This is a genomic window from Verrucomicrobiales bacterium, from assembly GCA_016793885.1.
In the GTDB taxonomy this organism is placed as follows: Bacteria; Verrucomicrobiota; Verrucomicrobiia; order Limisphaerales; family UBA11320; genus UBA11320.
In genome coordinates this window covers 67,145-91,209 of the sequence record JAEUHE010000032.1, presented here as the reverse complement: position 1 = coordinate 91,209, position 24,065 = coordinate 67,145, and the positions used below count along the sequence as shown (strand labels likewise).

The 24,065-nt window shown below is 60.2% G+C and carries 18 protein-coding genes; 9 read left to right on the top strand and 9 right to left on the bottom strand.

The genetic code is table 11. The features are described 5' to 3' along the window. The first annotated feature begins 363 nt into the window (after positions 1-363). Entirely contained in the window at positions 364-729 is a 366-nt protein-coding gene (locus tag JNN07_04410; protein MBL9166962.1) for a hypothetical protein, read from the top strand. Positions 730-1,599: 870 nt separating this feature from the next. Here JNN07_04410 and JNN07_04405 read toward each other — a convergent pair. The 3 genes from JNN07_04405 to JNN07_04395 all read right to left on the bottom strand — a co-directional run bounded on the left by JNN07_04405 (position 1,600) and on the right by JNN07_04395 (position 8,419). After that, the gene (locus tag JNN07_04405) at positions 1,600-3,054 is read right to left on the bottom strand and encodes a DUF1501 domain-containing protein (GenBank protein MBL9166961.1); all 1,455 of its coding nucleotides are present in this window, start codon (positions 3,052-3,054) and stop codon (positions 1,600-1,602) included. Further along, entirely contained in the window at positions 3,044-6,016 is a 2,973-nt protein-coding gene (locus JNN07_04400) for a DUF1549 domain-containing protein (protein ID MBL9166960.1), read from the bottom strand. Before JNN07_04400 ends, JNN07_04405 begins: the two co-directional genes overlap by 11 nt. A gap of 381 nt (positions 6,017-6,397) precedes the next feature. Then, a complete protein-coding gene (locus tag JNN07_04395) occupies positions 6,398-8,419 on the bottom strand; it encodes a hypothetical protein (GenBank protein ID MBL9166959.1) in 2,022 nt (673 codons plus the stop codon). A 202-nt stretch (positions 8,420-8,621) separates the two neighbouring features. On the opposite strand from JNN07_04395, the gene JNN07_04390 reads away from it, so the two are divergent. The 4 genes from JNN07_04390 to JNN07_04375 all read left to right on the top strand — a co-directional run bounded on the left by JNN07_04390 (position 8,622) and on the right by JNN07_04375 (position 16,042). Further along, positions 8,622-12,989 carry a hypothetical protein gene (locus tag JNN07_04390; protein ID MBL9166958.1) on the top strand — a complete coding sequence of 1,456 codons (4,368 nt, stop codon included), beginning with the start codon at positions 8,622-8,624 and terminating at the stop codon, positions 12,987-12,989. A gap of 60 nt (positions 12,990-13,049) precedes the next feature. Further along, the gene (locus tag JNN07_04385; GenBank protein MBL9166957.1) at positions 13,050-13,781 is read left to right on the top strand and encodes an alpha/beta fold hydrolase; all 732 of its coding nucleotides are present in this window, start codon (positions 13,050-13,052) and stop codon (positions 13,779-13,781) included. Continuing rightward, positions 13,778-14,536 (top strand): exodeoxyribonuclease III, encoded by a 759-nt coding sequence (gene xth / locus JNN07_04380; GenBank protein ID MBL9166956.1) that lies wholly within the window; start codon positions 13,778-13,780, stop codon positions 14,534-14,536. Before JNN07_04385 ends, xth begins: the two co-directional genes overlap by 4 nt. 306 nt (positions 14,537-14,842) lie before the next feature. Beyond that, positions 14,843-16,042, top strand: a complete 1,200-nt coding sequence (locus JNN07_04375; GenBank protein MBL9166955.1) for a hypothetical protein — start codon at positions 14,843-14,845, stop codon at positions 16,040-16,042. 352 nt (positions 16,043-16,394) lie between these two features. Here the strand turns inward: JNN07_04375 and JNN07_04370 are convergent, their stop codons facing one another. From JNN07_04370 to JNN07_04350, 5 genes are all read right to left on the bottom strand, one after another. Then, the gene (locus JNN07_04370) at positions 16,395-17,603 is read right to left on the bottom strand and encodes a hypothetical protein (protein ID MBL9166954.1); all 1,209 of its coding nucleotides are present in this window, start codon (positions 17,601-17,603) and stop codon (positions 16,395-16,397) included. A 33-nt stretch (positions 17,604-17,636) separates the two neighbouring features. Further along, positions 17,637-18,089 carry a hypothetical protein gene (locus JNN07_04365; protein MBL9166953.1) on the bottom strand — a complete coding sequence of 151 codons (453 nt, stop codon included), beginning with the start codon at positions 18,087-18,089 and terminating at the stop codon, positions 17,637-17,639. 16 nt (positions 18,090-18,105) lie between these two features. Further along, positions 18,106-18,753 (bottom strand): sigma-70 family RNA polymerase sigma factor, encoded by a 648-nt coding sequence (locus tag JNN07_04360; GenBank protein ID MBL9166952.1) that lies wholly within the window; start codon positions 18,751-18,753, stop codon positions 18,106-18,108. Next, entirely contained in the window at positions 18,750-19,814 is a 1,065-nt protein-coding gene (locus JNN07_04355) for a polyprenyl synthetase family protein (GenBank protein ID MBL9166951.1), read from the bottom strand. Before JNN07_04355 ends, JNN07_04360 begins: the two co-directional genes overlap by 4 nt. A gap of 226 nt (positions 19,815-20,040) precedes the next feature. Further along, positions 20,041-20,367 carry a hypothetical protein gene (locus JNN07_04350; protein MBL9166950.1) on the bottom strand — a complete coding sequence of 109 codons (327 nt, stop codon included), beginning with the start codon at positions 20,365-20,367 and terminating at the stop codon, positions 20,041-20,043. Between the two features lie 359 nt (positions 20,368-20,726). Between JNN07_04350 and JNN07_04345 the strand changes: the two genes are divergently transcribed. Both JNN07_04345 and JNN07_04340 read left to right on the top strand, forming a co-directional pair. Beyond that, complete coding sequence (locus tag JNN07_04345; protein MBL9166949.1) at positions 20,727-21,095, top strand: sulfurtransferase; 369 nt, start codon at positions 20,727-20,729, stop codon at positions 21,093-21,095. 8 nt (positions 21,096-21,103) lie between these two features. Continuing rightward, positions 21,104-21,598, top strand: coding sequence for a hypothetical protein (locus JNN07_04340; protein MBL9166948.1), 495 nt, complete (start codon positions 21,104-21,106; stop codon positions 21,596-21,598). Positions 21,599-21,621: 23 nt separating this feature from the next. Here the strand turns inward: JNN07_04340 and JNN07_04335 are convergent, their stop codons facing one another. After that, on the bottom strand, positions 21,622-22,035 hold the full coding sequence (locus JNN07_04335; GenBank protein ID MBL9166947.1) for a rhodanese-like domain-containing protein: 414 nt from the start codon (positions 22,033-22,035) through the stop codon (positions 21,622-21,624). Positions 22,036-22,165: 130 nt separating this feature from the next. Here JNN07_04335 and JNN07_04330 point away from each other — a divergent pair, with 130 nt between their 5' ends. Then, complete coding sequence (locus tag JNN07_04330) at positions 22,166-23,503, top strand: PQQ-binding-like beta-propeller repeat protein (protein MBL9166946.1); 1,338 nt, start codon at positions 22,166-22,168, stop codon at positions 23,501-23,503. Next, on the top strand, positions 23,493-24,044 hold the full coding sequence (locus JNN07_04325; protein ID MBL9166945.1) for an NUDIX domain-containing protein: 552 nt from the start codon (positions 23,493-23,495) through the stop codon (positions 24,042-24,044). Before JNN07_04330 ends, JNN07_04325 begins: the two co-directional genes overlap by 11 nt. The last annotated feature ends 21 nt before the right edge of the window (positions 24,045-24,065 follow it).

Here is a 24,065-nt window from a genome sequence, read left to right as displayed (position 1 = left end):
ATCGCACCAGTCCGAGCTGTCTCGCAGCTGATACCAATGACGCTGGTCCGACCAGTTGCCGGCGTAGGCTTCCACCTTGGTTTCCCAATGCGGTGCCTCGATGCCTGCGAGTGAGGGCTGGAGGCCGCCCACGATACCTGCAGGGAGGACCTGCAGGACATACTGTTCGAGTTTTTCATCAATGCGCACGATCAGCGGTGCACTTCCAGGGATGCGACCTAGCACCCGGATCCCGCCGAGACGGGAAACTGGGGTGATCTCAGCCAAGCTTCGAGGCTCCTCCCAGTGAAGGGTGACGTCATCCACCTGTTTGCCGGGGAGCAGTGAAACCGTCTGGCCGACGCGCACCTGGAGGATCGTGGGTTGTTTGCCATCCTCAAGATCCCATTGGAGCCGGGCATATTCGGCACGTCGTTTGCGCATCGTCTCGATGATGGGGTTGACCAGAAAGTCCCGCTTCATCTCAGCGTAGCTGCGATAGGGCTGATTCCGGATACCGGTGGGCTTGGCTGGGACATTGCTGACGCCCGTTTCAGAATCAATCTCCCCGGTGAATCGTCGGTTGACGATGTTCGAATACGCGTGAGGGATGAAGAAGGGCTCGGTGCCCTGGTTGGCGATGAGGCGGCCGGCGGAGTCTTCTGCAGCCCAAAAAGTGGGGCTGACGCGCAGGATCTTGTCGGGAGACTGAGTGCCGCATCTCTTGAGCAGCTGCTCTCCCTTGGTTAATCCCTCGGTGCTGAACTCGAGGAAAGTGAATTCGGGTCTGCCCCAAGCACAACAAAGGGCTTATCCCGTAACGATTACACACCTTTCTACGAGATTTACGAGAACCTCTTACGTGGAATGGCAAGAAAGAGTTGGGGTGGGGGTTCGTTTCGCAGTCGCAATCGCAATCGGGGCAGCCAGGTAAGTCTATGGACTGCGGAGACATGTCTCCGCCTTTCGTTCGCGCCTCGCCGAAACCCCAGGCGACCGTGTGTGGGGGCAGATGAGCGAATGGGGTTTGCCGAGGCGTATAGGAAAAGCGGTGGCATGCCACGCGCAGACCATAGAGCCACACTTCTTCGCACGGTAACGGAGAGCGCGATCGCCCTACGGACCGCGGTGGCACGACCTAAGCATTACCCACAAGTTCGGAGGGCTTCCTCCCTATCCCAACGGGATTGCGCCTCAAAGCCCAGGGTTGCGAGGAACGAGCTACCCTGGGAAAAGCCAATAGAATTCACAACCCCATGGTGGGTTGCGGTCCCTTGGGGCGTTTAGCTGATCCAGACGCAACCCGCGATGGGGTTGTCAGAAAACAACGACTAACCCAGGGTAGGCGCTCCTGAGTCGCGCCAACCCTGGGCTTTGAGGCGGAATCCCTGTGGGATTCTAACATCTGGTTGAAGAAGTTGTGGGTAATGCTCAGAGACCTCTACCGCTTTAGTCCCCTCGGCGTAGCCGGGATCCCCCTCCGGGGGCACTGAAAAGCTGTAGAGGGCTACAGCAGTCCAAGACGCTTCGCGACCGAGCTGGGCCGTATGTAATGCAGCAGCCTTCTATCCCCAGCTAATCCCTTTGAACCCGGTGGGTTCTCGGCACCGGTGGTGGCAACTAGGAAGCTGCGATGGGCTGGAAGACTTCCCCCTCGTTCATCGTCGCTCGTTCGGGGCGGCCCTTGAATCGGTAGGTGAGCTGGGTGTGATCGATTCCCAGGAGCCAGAGGATGGTCGCATGAAGGTCGTGGACATGCATGCGGTTCTCGACTGCGTGCAGCCCCAAGTCGTCGGTGCTGCCGATCGTCTGGCCGCCCTTCACTCCGCCACCGGCCATCCACATGGTGAACCCGCTGGGGTTGTGGTCACGACCGTCGCCCTTTTCGGACATCGGAGTACGACCAAACTCACCGCCCCAGATGACCAGGGTTTCATCGAGCAGACCCCGCGACTTGAGATCTTTCAGCAAGCCGGCCACTGGCTTATCCATCGCCCGGCACTGCTCGCTGTGATTCTTTTCGATTTTCTCGTGGGCATCCCAGCGGTTGCCAGCCCCATGGTAGAGTTGAACGAATCGCACACCGCGCTCGACCAGCCGTCGCGCCATGAGGCACATCTTGCCAAAGCTCTGCGTTTCCGGGCGATCCATGCCGTAGAGCATCTGGGTAGCTTGGGTTTCCTGAGCAAGATTGACCGCTTCGGGGGCTTCGCTCTGCATTCGGAACGCTAACTCGTAGCTCGCGATCCGAGCCTCCAGTTCCGTCTGGTCGGGGTGTTGGGCGGCGAAGCGGCGGTTGAGTTGGTCGAGGAAGGCGAGCTTCTGGCGCTGCTGGGCGTCGGTGGTTCCTTCCGGCACGTTCAGGTTGGGAATCGGTTCCGAATCGATGTGCATGCGGACGCCCTGATACATGGCGGGCATAAACCCGGATCCCCAGTTGCGCGGTCCGTTGACGACCTGAGCCGGCGCATCCTGCATCACGACGAAGCTCGGCAGGTTTTGGTTGAACGTTCCCAGGCCATAGCTCACCCAACTGCCGAGCGATGGCCGGCCGGCCAAGATGGATCCGGTGTTCATCTGGCAGATGCCCGAGGAGTGATTGATACCCTCCGCCCAGCAGGAACGCACCACGGCCAAGTCATCGGCGCAGCTGGCGATCTCCGGGAGCCAGTCGGAAATCCAGAGTCCTCCGCTCCCGTGTTGTTTCCAGGCTCGCTTGCTGCCGAGGATCGGAGAGTGAAACTCGCCCATCGAAGTGATCACCCGCTTGAAGCTGGGAGGAATCCGCTGGCCGGCCAGCGTGTTGAGCAGCGGTTTTGGATCGAAGGTATCGAGATGGCTCGGGCCGCCTTCCATGAACAGGAAGATGACATTTTTAGCCCGCGGCCTTTGATGCGGGAGACGGGCAGAAGCTTTCACCCCTGGCATCATGGCGCCCACCGCGTCGGACTGGAGCAGGTGGGCGAGGGCTAAGGCGCCGAAACCGCCCCCTGAGCGCCGGAGGAATTCGCGTCGGCCCAAAAAAACGGAATCTGCCTGAGATCCTTTCGGTGTGCTCAAAGGGTTACTCGACATAAAGGAATTCGCTCGAGTTTAACAGCGCGTGACAGAAATCTCCGAATGCCAGGAACTGGGCCGTGAGTCGCGTTGACGGGGGAGCGGTTCGCCACTCGATATCGTTGGCCAGGGCCGACCGGTCCTTAAAATAGCTCGGTTTCGGCTCGAAAGCCCAAAACCCCAGCGTGTCCTTTCCTGTCCCGGGACGACGGAGCTGAAGCTCCTCCACCCCAATGAGCCCGCGGGTGATGCGGACGTCGTCGATCAAGCCGTCCCACCTCTGAAGTCCGTTCCGGCTGGCTCCAAACGTTAAAGCGGTTAGAGTCCGATCGGACAGGCCGGAGGGGACAGTGACTTGAGTGGTGGCCAGAGGTTCATCCTCGTTGGATAGGTCTTTGGCGTGAAAGGTGACCATGCCACCGACGGGATCCAAGGCCGCTGCCACGAAGTAGGGACGGTCGAGCCGGATGACGAGCTCCGATGCGACGATGGAGGGCTCCCCTGAGTTGGCGGAGGCTATCTCCATCACCAGTGATTGTGGTTTGCCTCGGAACTTCTTTCCCGTGACAGCCAACGCCCATACCGGGCTGGCGGAGATGGCATCGTGCCCGGCCAAGATGGTTCTGGAGGAGGCATCTTCGGCGTAAGAGCGGAGCAAAACGAAGCCCTCGATGGTCTTGCTACCGGCGGGGTAGGGGCGCGTCAGGGGCGCATCGAGGTTATCGTTGCCCCCTTTGAGCTGGATCACTGCGGCCCTGCCATCCCGGTAGGGTATCTTGGCGGATGCAAATGAGGCTGCCGCCGAAACAGCCAGCTCGGGATCGACCAACCGCTCCTGGGACTCGAGAAATTCCTCAGCCTCGCGAATCTCGCTGGGGGTCGGAGCACGTCCTAGAAGTGTTTGATACGCGGCTCGGATTCGATCGGACGCCTGGTTCGGAAAGCGACCATCGATGCGGGCGGCGATTGTCCGCGCTTTCTCCTGCATGAAAGCGCTGTTCAACAGCAGCAGCGACTGAATGGGAGTGGTGGTGGCATCACGGCTGCAGGTGCTCGTGAAGTTTTGCGGCGCGTCGAAGGTGTCCTGCAGCGGATCTCGGGTGTTGCGCAGAACCTTGCCATAGATGCTGCGATAGGCCTTGGAGGCATCCACCGACGGACCAGGGCTGCCCGGTTTGAGCTCGCCACTGGCCAAGAGCAAGGCGTCGCGGAGTTGCTCGGCGCTCAACCGGCGGGCCTGGCCGTGCCAGAGCAGCCTGTTCTCGGGATCCACGGTTTGTCCGTGTTGCCAACGATCCGCTTCCGCCTGGTCCGGGCCTTTAGTGGGAGCGGGAGTGGTCCGCGAGGAGGCGGATTCGACGACAACTTCCTCACTCGGCGCGGTCGCCTGACGATAGGTGTGAGAGGTGACCATGAGCCGGTGAAGATGTTTCAGGCTCCATCCTCGGGATACGAACTCCGCGGCCAGCCAATCCAGCAGCTCGGGATGCGTGGGCGGCTCCCCCAGTTTGCCGAAGTCACTGCTCGTGGCCACGAGTCCCTTTCCAAAGTGATACTGCCAAACGCGGTTTACCATCACGCGAGGGGTGAGGGGATGGTCGGGGCGGGTAATCCAGTTTGCCAGGGCGGCCCGTCGACCGGTGGAGCGGGGAGACTGCGGCAGCGGATTCACCTGAGCTGGTCCGGGCGCGATGACGCTCAGGAATCCTGGATCGATGACGGTGTCCGGGTGTCGTGGGATGCGGGTGGGCGGCGGGGTTGGCCCAACGTCCTTCGCTGTCATGGCCATGGGTAGAGGGCTGGGCAGGAGCGAGTCATACTCGGCGAGCTGCTTCCGGAGCGCCGTCAGCTTTTCTTTTTCCTCGGGTCTGAGGCGGGGTGTGAGACGCTCATAGGCGTAGGTAATCTGCCGGTAAGCGAGTTCAGCGATTTGATGTTCGTACGGCGTGCGCTGATCCACCGGCTTGCGCATGAGCGCTTGAGTTTCGGGGGGGAATTTACTACGCAGATCATCAGAGGCGCTCTGCCGTGGTGGGCTCTCAATCTCTCGGATCTGCGACCGGATGGACTCGGTCTTTTCCATCCAGAGATCGAGCCGAGCGACGTAAGCCGCCCGTTCCGCGGGCGTTGCTACCGGGGTGTCTTCCTGGGGGAGAAGGGCGCTGAAGAAGGCCTGGAATCGATAGTAATCCGATTGAGGCAGCGGATCAAATTTGTGGTCGTGGCACCGGGCGCATTGAAGTCCCACGCCTAGGAACACCTCGGCGGTGGTGTCGGTAATGTCGTTGAGCAGGGTGCTCCACTGGGCTACCGCGTCGCGGTTGTTGTATTCGTAGATGCCGTGCCGCAGAAAGCCGGTGGCGATGAGGGCGTCGGTGTCTTCCGGCCACAGCTCATCACCGGCGAGCTGTTCCTGCACGAATCGGTTGTAGGGCTTGTCTTGATTCAGCGAGCGAATGACATAGTCGCGATAGCGCCATGCGTTGGGTCGGAAATCATCGATGCGGTAGCCATCGGAATCGGCATAGCGAACCAAATCCAACCAGTGCCTGGCCCAGTGCTCGCCGTAGTGAGGAGAGTTCAGTAGGTCATTGACGAGGCGCTCGTAGGCATCGGGTGCCGGATCCTGCTCGAAGGCCCGCACCGCCTCGGGTGTGGGCGGGAGCCCCCAGAGATCGAAGTAGAGACGCCGGATCAGGGTGCCGCGGTTGGCTTCCCGACTGGGTGAGAGTTGGTGAGATCGCAGCGTGGCCTGAATGAACGCGTCGATTTCATTTCGGCACTCAGTGCCTTGGGGCTTGGGGACGGGCGGTTTCTGGATGGAACGAGAGGTCCACCATGGGGGCGTCGGTGTCGGGGTAACCGCGGAGAGGGAGGTGACGGTGCTGGCGAGGACGGCCACCATCAGAACCCGTTGGCACCAGGAGGGAGGCGGCCAGCCTGGGCCTGCTCCTACCTCGTGGGACGGGGCGTCGACCATCCTCGGCCGTGAATTCCCGGGAGCTCGGGATGGGAACCAGACTAGGAGGCCTTTCCGCATGGTTAGAAGAGTGTCATAGAGACTCGCCGCAGTTGAACCAGCGTTCTGGAACCTGTTGATGCGGAGAGAGCTCGTAGCGCCATGCGTTCTGCGTGAAGGGCATGGGGCTCGCGGTGGCCAAACGCATCAGGGTGATCACGCTGCTAGCCTAGTCGGATTTTGCCGCCCTGCAAGTGTCATCCGGGGGGGCAGCGGTTCTGATCCTGGATGCTAGAGTGCCGACCGGGGACAAGTCCGACGGGCGGATAGTCCCGATTCCCCGGTGCAAACAAAAGCGCGGCGGGATGGTCCCGCCGCGCTTGGCCCGATCACCCGACACTTTCAGTTCGGGTTGTGGGGCGTGTTCTTCTGCCACATCCGGGTGGTGAGGCCTAGGAAGACATCGTGGGCGCTATACCAGGACGGACTGCTATTCTTCCATCCCTCATTGCACTTGAGCCAGCGGCGTGTGCCCAAATTAATCTCGCCGTTGCCCAGGTCCGCGACCAATTCCTCGCGGATGTAGCCGTAGGCGACGGCGTAGTGCCAGAGCCATCCGAGACCGATCACCCCGGGACGACCGTTCTTGATTCCGGTTGCCACGCGGCTGCCGGAGGTTTCCCAATCATCACCCCAGAAATCGTAGGCCCAGCTGCAGCTATGTCCCACCAGAGGTTTGTTAACACCCGAGAACATAATCGTGCCGAGTCCAATCCCGCTGCTCACCTGGTGGACATAGCTGTAGTAACCCTCGATGAGATCTTCCGGCAGCGTTGCCCCATCATCGCCGAAGGGATTGCAAATCACATCACATTGTTCGTGCAGCATCTTGTAGGCACCGCGAACGATGGCTTTTCGGCCGCTGGTGGAGAGATCCGCTGGTGCATCCGATTGGCTCATCGACTCGAAGCTGGTCAGAGACTTGTAGAAAGCGCTCGGAACGCCCTTCGCATCCCACCATCCGAACAACATGGCCAGCGCGGTGGGTCCACAGCCTACCAAATCGCACCAGTCCGAGCTGTCTCGCAACTGATACCAATGACGTTGATCGGACCAGTTGCCCGCATACGCTTCGACCTTGGTCTCCCAGTGAGGGGCTTCGATTCCCGCGAGGGAGGGCTGAAGTCCGCCGACGATCCCGGCCGGCAGGACCTGGAGAACGTATTGCTCCAGCTTTTCATCGATTCGAACAATGAGTGGCGCGCTGCCGGGGATGAGGCCGAGGACCCGGATTCCGCCCAAACGGGGAATCGGGGAGACGTCGGCGAGGCTGCGGGGTTCCTCCCAATGAAGGGTAACATCGTCCACCTGTTTTCCGGGGAGTAGCGAAACGGACTGGCCGACGCGCACCTGAAGGATTTGCGGCTGTTTTCCATCCTCCAGATCCCACTGAAGCCGGGCATATTCGGCGCGGCGTTTCCGCATGGTCTCGATGACGGGGTTGACCTGGAAGTCCCGTTTCATTTCAGCGTAGCTACGATAGGGCTGATTGCGGATGCCGGTGGGCTTGGCGGGGACATTGCTGACTCCCGTTTCGGAGTCGATCACGCCGGTGAATCGTCGGTTAACGATATTGGAGTAGGCATGGGGGATGAAGAAGGGTTCAGTGCCTTGGTTGCCAATGAGACGGCCGTTAGCGTCTTCCGCTGCCCAGAAGGTCGGGCTGAACCGCAGAATCTTGGCCGGCGTTTGGGTGCCGCATCGTTTCAGCAATTGCTCACCCTTGGTTAGACCTTCCGTGCTGAATTCCAGAAGCGGTAGGTTACTCCGGTCGAGTGACATGAGCAGAAAACCTCGATCGCACGACTCGTCATCTGAAGCGTTGGGGCGGAATCCTCGGATGGCACGGGGATTCTTAGGCTTGGAAATCAGTTTCAGTTCCACCAGCCCACTGCCGGCCCCGCCCGAGGGATCTCCTACGGGACAGACGAAGGGCGAGATGGCAATCTCGGACCATTCGCCATTGAAGAGGTTCGAGTTTCCTGAGATCCGGCCGAGCTGGGCTTTGGCTAAGTCCAGCACGCGAGGCGGCAGATCGGCCAGGGGCAGAATTGGGAAACTGCCTTGTTGGCCATTCTGAAGGATTTGAAGCCGGAAATAGGTCTTGGGCAGCTGCGAATCCACGGTCGTGGTGCCGTCGGGATGGACGACCAGCGCATTCATATCTACCTTGCTCCAGGGTCCGTTCAAGCTGGGCGCCATTTCATACTGCAGGGTTACGGTTTCGGCCTGGGCCGTGAGCGCCACGCAGGTCGTGGTTAGGATTGCGCTGAGCCAGCGTCGGAAGCGCGAATGGCTTTGCCTGGGGTAAACAGGCGCTGTTCCCCGGCTGGGGGCGGGCTGAGATCGAGATGAGTGAAGCATAAAATTTATGTTTTGGGTTCTGGTGATTTCGGGTCTACCCCATGCACAACAGAGGGCTTATCCCGTAACGATTACACACTCCTCTACGAGATTGGGGGTAACCTCTTACGGGAAACGATTCAGAACTGACGCCTGACCTGGAACCACAGCTTGCTTTTCGCGGGTTTCAGGCTAGAAGCTTAGGAGTCCCCCGAGGGATATCATGATCGAACCCTTTCTCCAGAGGCAATTGGAACCGGTCGCCCGCCGGATACGCCGCTATCGGCTATGGACGCAGCTCTCGGTTTGCTGGGGGCTAGGTGCAGCGGTGGGCTTGCTGTTGCTGTGGCTCGAACGTCGCGGCGGCATGCCGGCCGGGAACCTGATTCTCTGGTGGCTGGCTGGGGTGGGATTGGCCGGCTTTCTGATCTGGCGTCGGACTTCCCAATGGCATCCCGATTACCGGGAGGTCGCGCGTCGGATCGAATCCCAGAATCCGCAGCTCCACTCTCTCTTGCTCACCGCCATCGAGCAGCATCCTGACCCTACCACCGGCGAGTACCATTTTCTTCAAGAGCGGGTCATTCAGCAGGCGGTGTATGAGAGCCGGCGTCATTCCTGGCTGGAGACGGTTCCTTCCGGACAGATGTGGCGTGCCTCGGCCCTGCACTTGGCCAGCTTGGTGCTGCTGGCCATGCTGCTCGGCAGTCTGCGCGCGCCCAAGGGTGGCAAGGGCTCGTCAGGGGCGGGGCTTCCGGGATCGGTGACGGTGGGTGCGTTGACGGTGACGCCGGGGAACACGGAGATCGAGAAGGGATCGCCGCTCGCCATTCTGGCGCGGTTCGACGGTTCGCTTCCTCCCGAGGTTTCGCTGGTGGTGACCCCTCAGACCCCCGGAACCAACGGCGTGGTTCCCGCGCCGCGTCGGATCCCGCTTACGAAGAGCCTCGATGATCCGGTTTTCGCCACGACCATGACGGAAGTGACTTCGGATCTCGTGTATCATATTGAGTATGGAGTGAAGAAGAGCCCGGCCTTCAAGGTTTCGGTGTTCGAGTATCCCAAGCTGGAGCGGGCTGATGCTCGCATCACGTTCCCTTCGTACACCCAGATCCCACCGAAGCAGGTTCCGGATACGCGTCGGGTCAGCGCGGTCGAAGGTTCGCGGGTTGATTTTGATCTCTTCCTGAACAAGCCGGTGGGTTTGGCTCAGCTGATCGGACGCGATCGGTCGGAATTGAGCCTGGTGACCTTGACGAATGCGGCGCAGGCACAACTGCGGCAGTTCGCGCTCCTGACCAACGGGACCTACGATTTGCGGCTGGTGGATCTTCAGGGCCGCACGAATCGGGTCGTGACCCAGTTTGTCTTTGAAGCCCTGTCGAACCGGCGTCCGGAGCTGAAGATCGCCTCTCCGCGGGGAGATCAGCGGGTATCCCCGTTGGAGGAGCTCTCCTTTGCGGCTGAAGTTTGGGATGATTTTGGGGTGGTGGCTTATGGGCTGAGTTATGGGCTTCCGGGATCGGCCGAGAAGGTTCTCGGGGTTTCGACGAATCCGGTACCCAATCAGAAGCACTCATTGGTTTATGCGTTGCGACTCGAGGAGCTGAAGCTCGAGCCGGGCAGTCTGGTTTCCTGGTATGTCTGGGCGGATGATATCGGTCCGGACGGTAAACCACGTCGAACCACGAGCGACCTCTATTTTGCGGAGGTGCGCCCCTTTGAGGAGATTTTCCGAAAGGCGGAAGGTGCGGGCGGGGAGGGTGAGTCTCAGCCGCCGCCCGGCCAGCAAGAAAGCCAGAAGTTGATGGAGATGCAGAAGCAGATTATCGGTGCCACCTTTAAGCTACAGCGTCGCGAGGCGGGGCAGGCCCTGGGTCCGTTCGCCAAGGACACCGACGTTGTGAAGCAATCCCAGGAGAGTGCCATGGAGATGGTGGAAGCGGCCAAGGAGAAGACCGAAGATCCCAAGTCGAAGGTAATTCTCGAGGGCGTGATTGAGGACATGCGCAAGGCGGTGGCCGCATTGAGCCAGGCGGCGGATGAACCTTCCACCAAGCCGTTAACGCCGGCCCTCGATGCGGAACAGGCCGCGTTTCAGGGGTTGCTACGCTTACAAGCACGAGAGTTCCAAGTGAGCCGAAGCCGGAGTCGTAGCCAAGGCCAGCAGGCCTCCAGCAGTCAGTTGCAGAATCAGCTCGATCAGTTGGAGATGCAGAAGGAGGAGGACCGCTACGAGACCCAGAAGCAGGCGGCTCCGGAGCAAAACCCGCAGCAGCGCGAGCAGCTGCAGGTCCTGAATCGCCTCAAGGAGCTGGCCCAGCGGCAGCAGGATTTGAACCAGCAGCTCAAGGAGGTGCAGTCCGCCCTCCAGGCCGCCCAGACCGAGGAGGAGCGGGAGGAGCTGCGACGGCGGCTGAAGCGACTTCGCGAAGAGCAGCAGCAAATGCTCGCGGACGTGGATGAGCTGCAGCAGAAGCTGGAAAAATCAGCGGATCCGGCGAGCGTGGCTGAGGCGAAGCAGCAGTTGGAACAGACCCGTGGCGAGATGCAGCGCGCCGCCGAGGCCATGGAGAAGGGCGCTCCCAGCCAGGCATTGGCCGAGGGCACCCGCGCCCAGCAGAATCTCCAGCAAGCCAAGGAAGATTTCCGCAAGAAGACCGCGAACCAATTTGCGGATGACCTGAAAAAGTTGCGGAGCGAGGCACGCCAGCTGTCTCAGCAACAGGAGAAAATCGGAGAGGATCTGCAGAACCTTGCCCAGCCGAAGCGGAAGATCCTCAGCGACTCCGAGCCCAAGGAGCAGATTGCCCAACAGCTGTCGACCCAGAGGAATGCGCTGACGAATCTTCTCCAGCAAATGCGGCAGATGAGTGAGCAAGCGGAGGCGTCGGAGCCGCTGCTCTCGCGCAATCTTTACGATGCCCTGCGAAAGGCGGATCAAGACAAGACGGAGAAGCAGCTCGAGATGAGTTCGGAGATGCTTCGTCGGGGTTTTACCCCGCAGGCGAACCAGGCCAGCCAGCAGGCGCGCAGCTCCCTGGATGAACTCAAGCGGGGTGTTGAGCGGGCTGCCGAGCGTATTTTGGGAGACGACACCGAAGCGCTGCGTCAGGCGCGTAAAGAGTTGGACGCCTTAAAAACTCAGGCGGAACAAGAGATGGCGCAGGCCGCGGGTGACCAGGAATCGGCGGAGGAGCAAGGCCAGGAAGGCCAGGACTCATCGGCGTCATCCGGACAACCTACTCCGGGAAGCTCGCGTGCCGGGAACAATCCGCAGCGACGCGCTCAAGGTCAGGCCCAGTCCGGGCGTCCGGCGCAGGCTGGCCAAGCGGGGCAGGCAGCCTCGTCTCCCCAGGAAGGTGATCCTGCGGATGCGGGCGGTGATGAGCCCTCTGACAGGGACGCAGGCAACGACAGTACGGCCGCTGCCGCCAGCGCATCCCGGACCAACGCGCCCGGGCGTGTGAGCCAGCAGGCGCGGAACGCCCGAGCGGGAGCCGCCGCGAGCACTAATTCCGTCCGACGCGGCCAGGCTGGCCAAGCTCGATCGGATTCACGGGATCCCAATGCGCAGCCCGATTCCGCTCAAGCGGGGGGTGATGCCGGCGACCAACAAGCAGCTGATCAAGGCTCTCCGAGTACGCCCAGCCAGGCCGGCCAACCAGGTCAACGAGGCCAACGCAACCAGCAGGCGCGACAGGGTCAGCGCCAACAGGGCCAACAAGGCCAACAAGGCCAACAAGGCCAACAAGGCCAACAAGGCCAACAAGGTCAGCAGGGTCAGCAGGGTCAGCAGGGCCAACAGGGTGAAGACCAGCAGGCGCAAGCTCCGGGTCAACAGGGGCAAGGACAGCAAGGCCAGGGACAACAGGGCCAGGGACAGGGGCGAGGTCAGCAGGGGCAAGCAGGTCAGCGAGGTGAGCGGGGGCAGCAGGCTGGCCAGCGACCTCAGGCTGGGCAGAGGCAAGAGCAGGCTAATGCGCAGGGGCAGACACCCGGGCAGGGCGGCCAAGGCCGTCAGCCGGGGCAGGCGCCGGGTCAGCGCGGCCAAGCACCCGGCCAGGGGCGAGGACAACCTGCCAGTTCTTCGGAACCCAATCCCGATCCTGCTCAGCAGGGACCCAATCCGGGCCGCATGGCTCAGCGGGCGGGGCAACAGGGGCAGGGGGGAGCGGGCGGCGAGCGCAGCAATCCGAATCGGCGCGGGCTCGAGGATCTTTTCAACCGTCCCAGCGAATCGGCTTTTTCCGGTCCGATTACCAGCGAGGATGCCGGTGCCTGGGCGGATCGCCTTCGGGATGTGGAAGAAATGATTGATGATCCGGCCTTGAGGGCTCGGGTGGCGCAGGTTCGCGAGCAGGCCCGCCGGTTTCGGGTGGAATACAAGAAACACGCCAAGGATCCGCAATGGGACCTGGTGAAGGCGAAGATCATCGATCCCTTGGCGGAGGTGAGGCAGCAGGTTTCGGACGACTTGGCGCGCCGCGAGTCGCAGGAGAATCGGGTCCCGATTGATCGCGATCCGGTTCCCGCGCAGTATACCGAGAAGGTGAAAAAGTATTACGAACGTCTGGGTGGCGCGCGTTGATGGGGCGGCTTCTCGGTTGAAGATTGACTCTCTTCCAGCATTCGGGCATCCCTTCCGGCCATGTTTGGCGAGATCAAGAATGCTCAAGGCGAGAAGCTGGATTATACGTTCCATCCGGGCCGTCCCGATCTGAAGAAGATCGTGGTGATCGGCCACGGGGTCACCGGCAACAAGGATCGACCTTTCATCCAGGCGCTGGCTGAAGGGTTGGCGGTGGCGGGAATTCCCACCCTTCGGTTTAGCTTTGCCGGGAACGGTGCCTCGGGCGGGCGTTTCGTGGATGCCACCATTACGAAGGAAACAGGGGACTTGGGCAGTATTCTAGATGCTCTGCCAACGTGGACGGTTGCCTATGTGGGGCACAGCATGGGTGGGGCCGTCGGAGTTGCCCGCGCCAGTCAGGACCCGCGGATTCGCTTCTTGGTCTCCCTGGCCGGCATGGTTCACACCGCCGCCTTTGCCCAGCGAGAATTCGGCAACGTGACGCCGGATCAAGGGTGCATGTGGGATGAACCTAGCTGTCCGCTGTCGTCCGCCTACATGAAGGACTTGGCACAGATCGACACACTGGTGGGTCGGGGTGCGAAGATTCAAGTTCCCTGGCTGCTGGTTCATGGAACCGAGGATGATGTGGTTCCGATCCAGGACAGCCGCGACATCCTCGCGCAAGCGAATGCTACGACCACGAAAATGGTGGAGATCCCGGGATCCAATCATGTGTTCGCCGGGACGCATTTGGGCACGATGGTGACGCTGGTTTCTGATTGGATTTCAGCCCGTTTTGACGCTTGAAGCTGATCTCGTGGAATGTAAACGGGATTCGGGCGGCGTTGGGTAAGGGGTTTGCTCAGTTCGTGGAGCAGGTCCAGGCCGATGTCATCTGCCTCCAGGAGACCAAGGCGCGTCCGGAGCAGGTGACCGACTTGTTTTTCGCTGCCGGCTATCACACTTTCTGGAATTGGGCGGAGAAGCCCGGTTATTCCGGCACGTTGATTCTCTCGAAAGCGAAGCCCTTGTCGGTGGTGAACGGGATTCGGAACCCTGAGCATGACGGCGAGGGCCGGGTCATCACGGCGGAGTATCCTGATTTCTATCTGGTGAATGTGTACACTCCGAATTCCCAGAGAGAGTTAACGCGGTTGACCTATCGGACGGAGCAATGGGACCCGGAGTTTCGGCGCTATCTGACTCGACTGGAAAAGAAGAAGCCGGTGATGTTCTGCGGGGACCTGAACGTGGCGCATCGGGAAATTGATTTGGCGAATCCCAAGTCCAACACTCGGAACGCGGGGTTTACGGCGGAGGAGCGGGGCCAGTTCGATCGTTTGCTGGAGGCGGGTTTTGTGGACTCGTTTCGGGAGTTTGAAAAGGGACCGGGCCACTACACGTGGTGGAGCATGATGCCGGGAGTCCGAGCCAGGAACGTGGGGTGGCGCATTGACTACTTTGGCATCTCCCATCGTTTGCGTCCGGCGCTTCGGAACGCCTTTATCCTGCCTCACGTGATGGGATCAGATCATTGCCCGGTCGGGATTGAGGTGAGTTGAGCGGGGATGTCGGCTCGTCGGGCACGCGCGCAGGGGACGGCCGAACGTATTACACGAAGGCACGAAGCTCACAAAGCTTTCCCGACAGGGACCGAGGAGCCGGAAGGACCCGGTTCATTTCTTTTCCTCTCTTCTCCGGCTCTGGTCGGTGTTGTTTGGCTTGGGAGCTTCGTGACCTTTGCGCCTTTGTGAGAGACATTCAGGCCCGCTGCGCGCAAGGGGGGGAACCTTCGGGGACGGATGTCACCCCAGTTCAGTTGCATTTTCTTAGTGCAGCCTCCGTTGGGTTTTCGGTAGGCTTCCCCCATGCTCGCTTGGTCCATTGCTCTTCTCTTGATCGCCGGTTGCGCCACGGTGGGATTTTACGTCGGGGCCGTCCGGGTCGGTATCACCACCATTTTTCTACTGCTTGGGCTCTTCTTTTTAAAACCGCTGACGGCGTTGGGCGCTAAGGTGGCCCCGATTCTGGGTGTTTCGCATCCGGGGGTGCAGATTGTGCTGGGCGCCTTACTTGCCTTCTTACTGATTGAAGTTGTTGGCAAGTCTATTGCCCGCGGCATTCAGCCCATGCTGGACAAGTATTTCAAATACGATGCCTCCGACACCCAGCGGCTGCTCTTTGAGCGACTCAACCAGAGGACCGGGCCGGCCTTGGGGATCGTGAACGCGCTCCTCTATTTTATTTTCATCTCCATTGCGGGCTTGGGAATTGGTTACGCCTCGGTGCAGTTTTCTCGCGGGCCTCAGCGGGACGGGTTTGTGCAGAATTCTCTCAATGGTTTGGCCCGGTCCCTGCAGTCCGGAGGCATGTCGAAGGTGGTAGGTTACTACATCCCGGCGACGCCCCTGTATTACGGTCTCGTCGATGTGGCCGCCGAGTGGTTTCATCAACCCTTGGTTCAAAGCCGCCTGGCCACCTATCCTGCTTTCATCGCGCTCTCCGAGCGGCCGGAGTTTCAGAATATTAGTACGGATGTGGCGTTGCAGGAGTTTTTGATCAAAGCTCCGACCATCGGGGAGATCTACGACAACGCCAAGCTGAACAAATTCATGACGGAATGGCCGATTGCGGAACGGGCCTTGGCGGCGGTGGAGTATGACCTGACCGATGTCACGGAGTATGTCCGGACCGGCAAGTCGGAGAAATACGACAGCGAGAAAATTTTAGGCCGTTGGGATTTCAACTTAGCCGGCACCGTTGCTGAGAACAAGAAGCTGCGACGCATGAGCGGATTGGAAGTGAACAAGATGCTGGGAATTCTGAACAGCCGGGTCACGGGCGCGCAGATGATGGCGACTCCGGATGGAAAGCTGATCGTTCTGCGACTGCCGCCGGGCGGAACCCAGACCCGGTTGGAAGGAACTTGGAAGTCTCAAGGTGGAGGGAAGTACACTCTGAACTACCCGATTGGGGATGATAAGATGCAGGACTTCACCGCGGATATAGACGGCCGTAAGCTCTCTGCAAGCCTCAACAACTACCCGATTCTTTTCGAGCGCTGGTAGGGCGGACGGGGCACCGAAGTGAGATCGTGCGCGGGGACCTGCTAAAGCAGGAACTCCATACCCCAAGGCCTCAGTCCCCCGTACGGAGTTCCGCCTTCAGGCGGACGGGGCACCGAAGTGAGATCGCGCGCGGGCACCTGCTAAAGCAGGAACTCCATACCCCAAGGCCTCGGTCCCCGTACGGAGTTCCGCCTTCAGGCGGAGGCGGCACCGATATGAGATCGCGCGCGGGGACCTGCTAAAGCAGGAACTCCATACCCCAAGGCCTCGGCCCCCGAACGGAGTTCCGCCTTCAGGCGGAGGCGGCACCGATGTGAGATCGCGCGTGCGAGCGGGCGCAGCCCGCGCGACTTTAGGTTGCCAGGCCCAGCAATTGTTTGAGAGAGCGACCTATCCACTTCAGGCCGCCCAACACCCCGATCTCAGTCACATTTAACCCATAGTTGCGAGCCAGGGCATCCTCGTGGCTTCGATAACGTGGAGGAAAGTTGAGGATCGTTTGACCCTCCCCATCTTGGTACGACTCTAGGGTCGGGTGAATAAATGCGCGACCGATGTTGAGGTCCGGTCCTTCCAGCAGTTCAGTTTTTTCGGGCAAGAACAGCCAGGGACGGTAACGGAATTCCAGTTGGCCGTCCGGGCGTTTGACGAGTCGTCCGTAGGTTCGGATCGGGGTGGATCCGATCCGATTCGCGGCGAACGCCCACTCCTCGCTGCCTTGACCTTGAGGTTCGAAGCGAAGGCGTCGGAGAGTGATGAAGTCCCAGCAGAAGACCCATCCCTGCACGGTGAGGCGGAACGACCAGCCAGCGAGGAAATAGGAGACGACGATCAAGATCACCGAGAAGGTAGCCCCCCACCAGGGATTAATGGTGGCAATGCCGGCCAGTGCCGAGAGGAGGGCGGTTCGAAACCCTTTGAGGATGGCGTCCACGACGCCCCAAGGACTGAGCAGAATCAGCACGTGGATCGCGTGAGCGGTCATCCAGACCACCGCATAGGCTGCCAGGGCGAAAGGAGTGGCCACAATCTGAAGCAGGTCGCTGGCATCGATCCAGGCAAGGCCGGTGCCGGCCAGGACTCCTTGGGCTTGAGGGGCGGCGGATGCGAGCATGACGCTCATCAACGGCACGATGGCACCGGTCGCGACCAGGCCGCTAATTTTGTTCTCGATCGCTTCGGCTACATCGACCGGTTTCTTCAATCCCGGGGGCAGGGCAGTGCCGGCGACGTCTTTGGCAGCGAGCAATCCTACCAGGATCAGAGCCGGGAACCAGAACCAGGGTTGGGCATACCAGGAGAGCGAGTGGCGTTGACCGGAGGGGCATTTAAAATAGTGCCAGCAGCCAATGGCTCCCACCCCCAGCAGCGGTGAGATGGCGATTCCGGTGATGGTCGAGAGGGTTTGAGCGAGTTCGACCCCTGGTGGCGAGGAAGATTTCGCAGTGCCGGTGGCACCCGCGGGGCGAGTTGAGGAACTGGCTCCCCAAGAGAGCAGCGGGAAGATCAGGAGGCAGCCGCCAAGAATCCAGATCCAGACAGATTTGCGCAAGAGGTCCATGTTCATCGTCACCTAGCGCCTACTATACCCCAACTAGGGCACCAGCGCTCGGGACGATGTAGGAATGGGCTGCAGGCTCATGTCCAGCGAATTATTCAGATTGGCCGGTGTGAAGGTAGGGACCCCAGTGCGATCGACCATCCCGGCGGGGAGGCGAGCGGGCAGCGAGCCACCGAGGTGGGTAGCGCCGGCGGGCTGAATCCCGGTTTCCGAGTGGCTTACGGCGGTCACGAAGAGTCCACCTACGAGTGCAGCCATGCCGAAAGCGGCAACCCGTTGCACCCACCTGACCGCCAGCAAGTCGTCGAGAAGTTGCTCCCAGCGACTTTGAGTGGGCACCTCGATCTGGGCCATGATTCGCTGGGGAAGTTGGTCAAAGAACCCGGGCGGGGGTGTCTCGTGGCGCTTGAGGGCGAGCAGGCGCCGCAAGGGATCAAACTCCGGGTCCTCCAATTCGACGTGGTCGGTATTCGATTGATCGTTCACAACAATCCTCTACTGGTTACTCGAGCAGATCCGCAAGCCAGGCCTGGAGTTGCTGGCGCGCATAAAACAAGCGCGAGCGAACCGTCCCGACATTGCACTCCATCATCCGAGCGATTTCTTCATGGGGCAGCCCCTGAATATCATGCAGAGTCACCACCATTCTGTGGGTATCCGACAACTTGAGGAGGGCCTCGTTCAATCTTTCTTGGATCTCGTTGAGCCCGGCGTCGCGTCGCGGGGTTTTATCGTGAACCAGGGCCACCAGCTCGGGATCATTTTCGACCTGTACATCCAGGTCGTTCAGGCTCATAAAGGTGCGTTGCTTCCTCTGTTTGAGGTAGTTAAGCGTTTTATTGACAGCGATGCGATAGACCCAGGTGTAGAAGCTGGAGTCTCCCTTGAAAGAGGCCAGGGCCTGGTAGGCCTTGATGAAGGTTTCCTGGGTTAGGTCGGTAGCATCCTCATGATTGGCCGTCATGTGATACAGCGTGGCATAGATCCGCTGCTGGTGCTTTCGGACTAAGTCCTCGTAGGCGGAGGTTTTGCCAGCCAGCACTTGCTTTACCAACAGCGCGTCCTCCTGGTTCGCCTCGGCGCGCGTGGACTCGTCGGATTTGGGCCGGCTGGAAGGCTCAGGTTCGGCAGCCACAATGAGAGTGCTCATACTGCCGAGGCGCGAGGTGAATCACCCAGGCTCGTCATTTGCGCAGCGAGAAAATCCGTTAACTCGTGGAGGCTATCCCTGCTCGGAGAAGCGGGAAGCTCGGTCAGGGCGAGCCGAGATTCGTCCAGGAGATCTTTCACGACCTTGGCCGATCCTTCGAAGGTCTGGTATTGATCCAGCAGTTGTTGCAGCCGGGGCAGGTCCTGCGGTTCCCAATCCGCGAGGCAGGCGCGGAGTTCTTGCAGTTCGCTGCCTTGCGATCGCTCCATCAAGAGCAAGAGCGGGAGAGTGACTTTGCCCTTGGCCAGATCGCTGCCCAGCGTCTTTCCTGCCTCTTCCTCGGTCCCAAACAGATCCAGGCAGTCGTCGTAGACTTGGTAAGCGGTGCCCAAGGCCATGCCGTAGCGGCGCAGGGCCTCGCGTTGATGCACCGGGGCGTCGCTGAGAATCCCCCCTAACTCGGCGGAGAGAGCGAATAGCTCGCCGGTTTTCATCCTCAGGACTCGAAAATACTCGGCCGGAGTGAGGTTGAGGTTGCCCGCGTTGCGGTCTTGCAGGATTTCCCCCGAGCAAACCGTGTTGGTGGACCCCGCCACCGTGCGGCAGACTTCCGGGGTGGGGTATTGGGAGGCCAGCTTGAGGGCATGCGCAAAGAGGCAATCTCCGACCAAAACCGCCAGGTGTCCCCCCCATTGCGCCGCCAGAGTTGGCCTGGCTCGTCTTAATTGTGCTTCGTCCATCACGTCGTCGTGCACCAGCGTCGCCAGGTGAACCATTTCCACGATGACGGCCGCCGAAATATGCCCATCATTGACAGCGCGAGTGGCATTTCCGCTCAAAGCAACGAGAACTGGACGCAAATGTTTTCCTTGGCCCTTCAGAGCATAGCCAATGTATTCCTTTATTTCAGGCTCAAACTGTTGAATTTGAAGCTCTAAGCGATCCACTGCGGCTTTGATAAAGCCGTCTACTGGACCGACAATTCGCCGCCAGGCCTCGGAACCATCGTAGCTGGGAACCACAGACCCGGCAGGGCGTGTTTTGGTGCGAACACCCATCATTGGGAGACAATCTAGGTGTCGGGTAAAACCAAGTCAACCTCGTGGAACTATACCTTTCGTTCCAACCCCCTCGGGTGAGCCGGCTTTTGCGGGTACAAATAAAACCGGGGACTCCTGGCCCTCCCCTGGAAGGAAGGGCAGAAGTCCCCGGTGCTGAGGTCACCGTGTCTGTTGGCGAGCGATGCTGCGGTGAGACACAATGGACCGTCAGGCTTGGGAGACGGGCCTATCCGCTGTCGTTCTTGTCCGATGGGTCGGCATCGCACTGCAGCTTAATGCGACTCTGCCGCTTCGCCCGAAGCTGGGCTTCCGTGGCCTTCTCGGCAAAGAGCACCGGGAAGAACAAGTTCGGCCAAGGCGTCACAAACGCCAGTGCGGCAGCATCCTCAGCCGCCCAGCGGTAACGGGCCTGCAGGGCGGGATCCGATGTTTTGGACAGCATGCCGCCCAGCATTTGATCCTTTAGCTTACCCAGTTGCTCTGCCCGCTCGGGCAGTGGCACCACTCCTGGGCGTCGTGGGCCCGGAGTCTTGCGATCTCGTTTAGCACTCATTTTCTTTTCCTTTGGTTTCTTACGCGACCGAAAGGACCATTCTTTCGGTTTAAAATCAAAAACCCCACGATGCGTCGGCATTCGTGGGGTTTTCTAAAGTCTTTTTTTCGATGACCTAGTGGTTGCCCTCCACGGATGCCGCTGCTGCCCGGCAGGAAATCCAGCTCATCAGCCGGACTTCGCCTTGAGGCAGGCGCATTTTCGAATGGGTTACGTTGTGTCTCATGTCATTTGGTTATTTGACGTGCGCTGTATCGCATGCGGGGTCGGTGGGTGTCAAGAGTATCTGCGCCCTCGGTAATCCTGGTGCGGACCAAATTCCGCTTTCCTGGGTTGAAAGGACGGCTTAGGTTGCGTGCATGGATCATTCACCTGGATTTCTCAAAGTGGTCAACGAGGCCCGGCCCCGGGTGCGCGAGGTCACGCTAGATCAAGCCAAGTTGATGCTCGCCGCCAATCCTCGGGCGGTGCTTTTGGATGTGAGGGAAGATGGCGAATGGCTGGCTGGCCATGCACAGCAGGCGGCGCATCTGGGCAAGGGGGTTCTGGAGCGAGACCTCGAAAAGCAGATACCTGATCCGGACACGGAGATCATCATGTATTGCGGCGGTGGTTATCGTTCTATTTTAACTGCCGATGTCGCGCAGCGAATGGGGTATCGACGCGTGTCCTCGCTGATCGGTGGATACAAAGCCTTGGTGCAAGGTCAGTGGCCGATGGCGAAATAAATCAAACTATGATGAAAAGATCTTTAGCGGCACTTTGGGCGATCACTGCACTGTGGGTGTCCCTTTCGATACCTGCACAGGCCCAGAAGCGTCCCGGTGAAGCGGTTAGCGTGAAGTCTATCGCCATCAAGGGGGACGTAAAGCCGGGCGGGGAAGTGACGGCGGTGATTCAGTTTGTGGTGGATGAAGGCTATCACACCCAGGCGGCGGTTCCATCCGAACCCAACTTCATTCCGGCGGTTCTCAAGTTCGACCCAGTGCCGGGCCTGGTGGTTTCTCCGCCCAAATATCCGGCGGGCAAGGAGGAGCGCATCGAAGGACTGCCCAAACCGATGAAGGTTTACGAAGGCACTTTCGAAGTGCTGGTGCCCATCAAGATAACCGCCGGGGCGACCCTGCCCGTATCCCTGCCGGGGGTTTTGACCTATCAAGCGTGCAAGGGGTCCACCTGCTTTGCGCCCAGAAAGCTGAAGGTCCTCGTCACCCTCGGTTCAAAGCCCTAGCAGTCCCTCCCATTGACTGGAGTCTACTCCTTGGTCACCGGTTTGCCGGCCTTTTTCCAGGCTTCAAATCCGCCGGTGAAATCCAGGACATTGGTAAGTCCTGCTTTCAGCAGTTGATCCGTTGCCTTGGCGCTGCGGCCGCCCCGAGCGCAGTGGATGAGGTAGGTTTTGCTGCGATCCAGGACACTTACTTTCTGCGCGAAAGCCGGGTCCTGGATGTTCAGGTTGATTGCATCTTTCACATGACCGGCTTTGAATTCTTCCGGAGTTCGTACGTCCAAGATGAGGTAGTTGGGCTTGGTTCGCAGCCGGTCGAACTCCTCGGTCTGGATTTTGCGTGACTTGGCATCGGATGCTCCCGCGTCGGCCGCCCAGCTGGCGGGCAGGTGCGACATCATGAGCAGGGCGGCCAGAAGTGATGTGAAGGTCGTGGACATTCCAGAGGCTTACTGTATGTGGTTCCCGCTGGCCAGTGAAAACCTGAGCTGAGTTGGCGGGACAGAAGAAAGCCCCTTGTGTTCCCGGCTATGACCGGTTTAATCGGGCGACCCACGTTATACTATGTCTATGAACACGAACGGCAATTGGATCGGACGATGTTTCCCAACCGGTTTAGCCTGCTCGGGCCTCGCCTGGGTGCTCTGCGGGGGGCTGCTCCTGAATGCGGCGGACTGGCCCCAGTGGCGCGGTCCTTCCTTTAACGGAGCGTCGTCCGCGAAGGGGCTGCCGAGTGAGCTGAAGCTCGATAGCAATCTGGTGTGGAAAGCCCCGATGCCGGGGGTGAGTGGCGCGACCCCCGTTGTGGTGGGAGACCGCGTGTTCGTTTCCAGCCTCGATGCCAGCCGCAATTTGATGCTGCTCTGTCTGAACCTAAAGACCGGCGAAAAACTGTGGGAACGATCCTCGGGGATCGGCTCGTTCTCCGGACAACGCAACAACACTGCCTCCCCTTCACCTGTAACGGATGGAAAGCACGTGTTCGCGCTTTACGGGACCGGGGATCTGGCGGCCTTTGATGTGGAGGGCAAGCCTCTCTGGTCCCGCAATCTCGGCAAGGACTATGGCAAATTCGCCATCATGTGGATTTATGGATCGAGTCCGTTGCTCTATGACGGCCGCCTGTATGTGCAGGTGCTTCAGCGCAATCCTCGACCCAACGACTACACCCACGCCCTCGACGACCGGGAAGCGCGGGAGTCCTATCTCTTGTGCATTGATCCGACCACGGGCAAAGACCTGTGGCGTCATGTCCGAGCCACGGACTCCACCAAGGAATCCCAGGAGTCGTACACGACGCCCTTCCCGCACGAAGGCGCAGCACGTCGTGAAATCGTCCTGGTGGGAGGCGATCATCTGAGCGGACACGATCCCAAGACAGGCGACGAGTTTTGGCGTGCCCGACTCTACGAGAAGCGCGACGATTGGTACCGCATCGTGCCGTCAGCCGTGTCGGCTGAGGGGCTGGTTTTCGCCAGTGGCCCGAAGGGTCAGCCGTTGGTAGGAGTCAAGGAAGGGGGGCAGGGCAATGTGACAGCGACACACGTCGCCTGGACTTCCAAGGAGGGGCATACCGATTGGAGTACTCCGCTGGTATATCAGGGGCGGTTGTATGTGGCCGATGGCGCGAAGAAGACCTTGGCCTGCTTCAACCCGAAGACCGGCGAGAAGTATTGGAGCGGCAGCCTGGGCGTGAGCGAAACGGTTTGGTCCTCTCCCACCGGGGCCGATGGCAAGATCTACCTGCTGAGCGAGCGTGGGACCGTGGTGGTTTTGTCGGCCGGGGACGAATTCAAGATTCTCAGCAAGACCGAGCTGGGTGACGACCAGGTGCGATCCTCGATCGTGGTGGTCGACGGCAAGGTCTTGGTCCGAACCACTCAGCAGCTCTACTGTTTTGGGAAATGAGCTGATCAGCGGGCAGGTGGTGGAGAGGGCGCTAGCTCACAAAATCTCCACGCTTTTATACGTCTTCGACTCCCAGGATAGGGTGCTGCTTTTGGAGCGCGCCCAGGAGCCGAATTTGGGGCTGTGGAGTCCGTGCGGCGGGAAGCTCAAGACGGGCGTGGGGGAGTCTCCGCATCAGTGTGCCTGCCGGGAAGCGGCGGAAGAGATGGGGATGTCAGTGGTGCCTTCCCAGCTGCGGCTGACGGGGATCGTGAGCGAGTCGGGCTATCAGGGACAGGCGCATTGGCTGATGTTCTTGTTTGAGGTCACAGCGCGGCTGGATCGGGTTCCCCCGCCGCATCGGGAAGGACGGTTCGCTTTTTTCTCACGAGCAGAGTTGAATGGACTGGCGGTTCCGGATACTGACCGGGACCAGATCTGGCCGCTGTTCTGGAAGCATCGCGGGGGCTTTTTCGCCGCGCATTGTCGGTGTCAGGAGGCTGGCGCAGCGGTCTGGACGATCGAGGAAAGTCTGCTTCCGTCAGCACCCCGGACCTGCTAGGTTGCCATCTCGTTGTTGGCC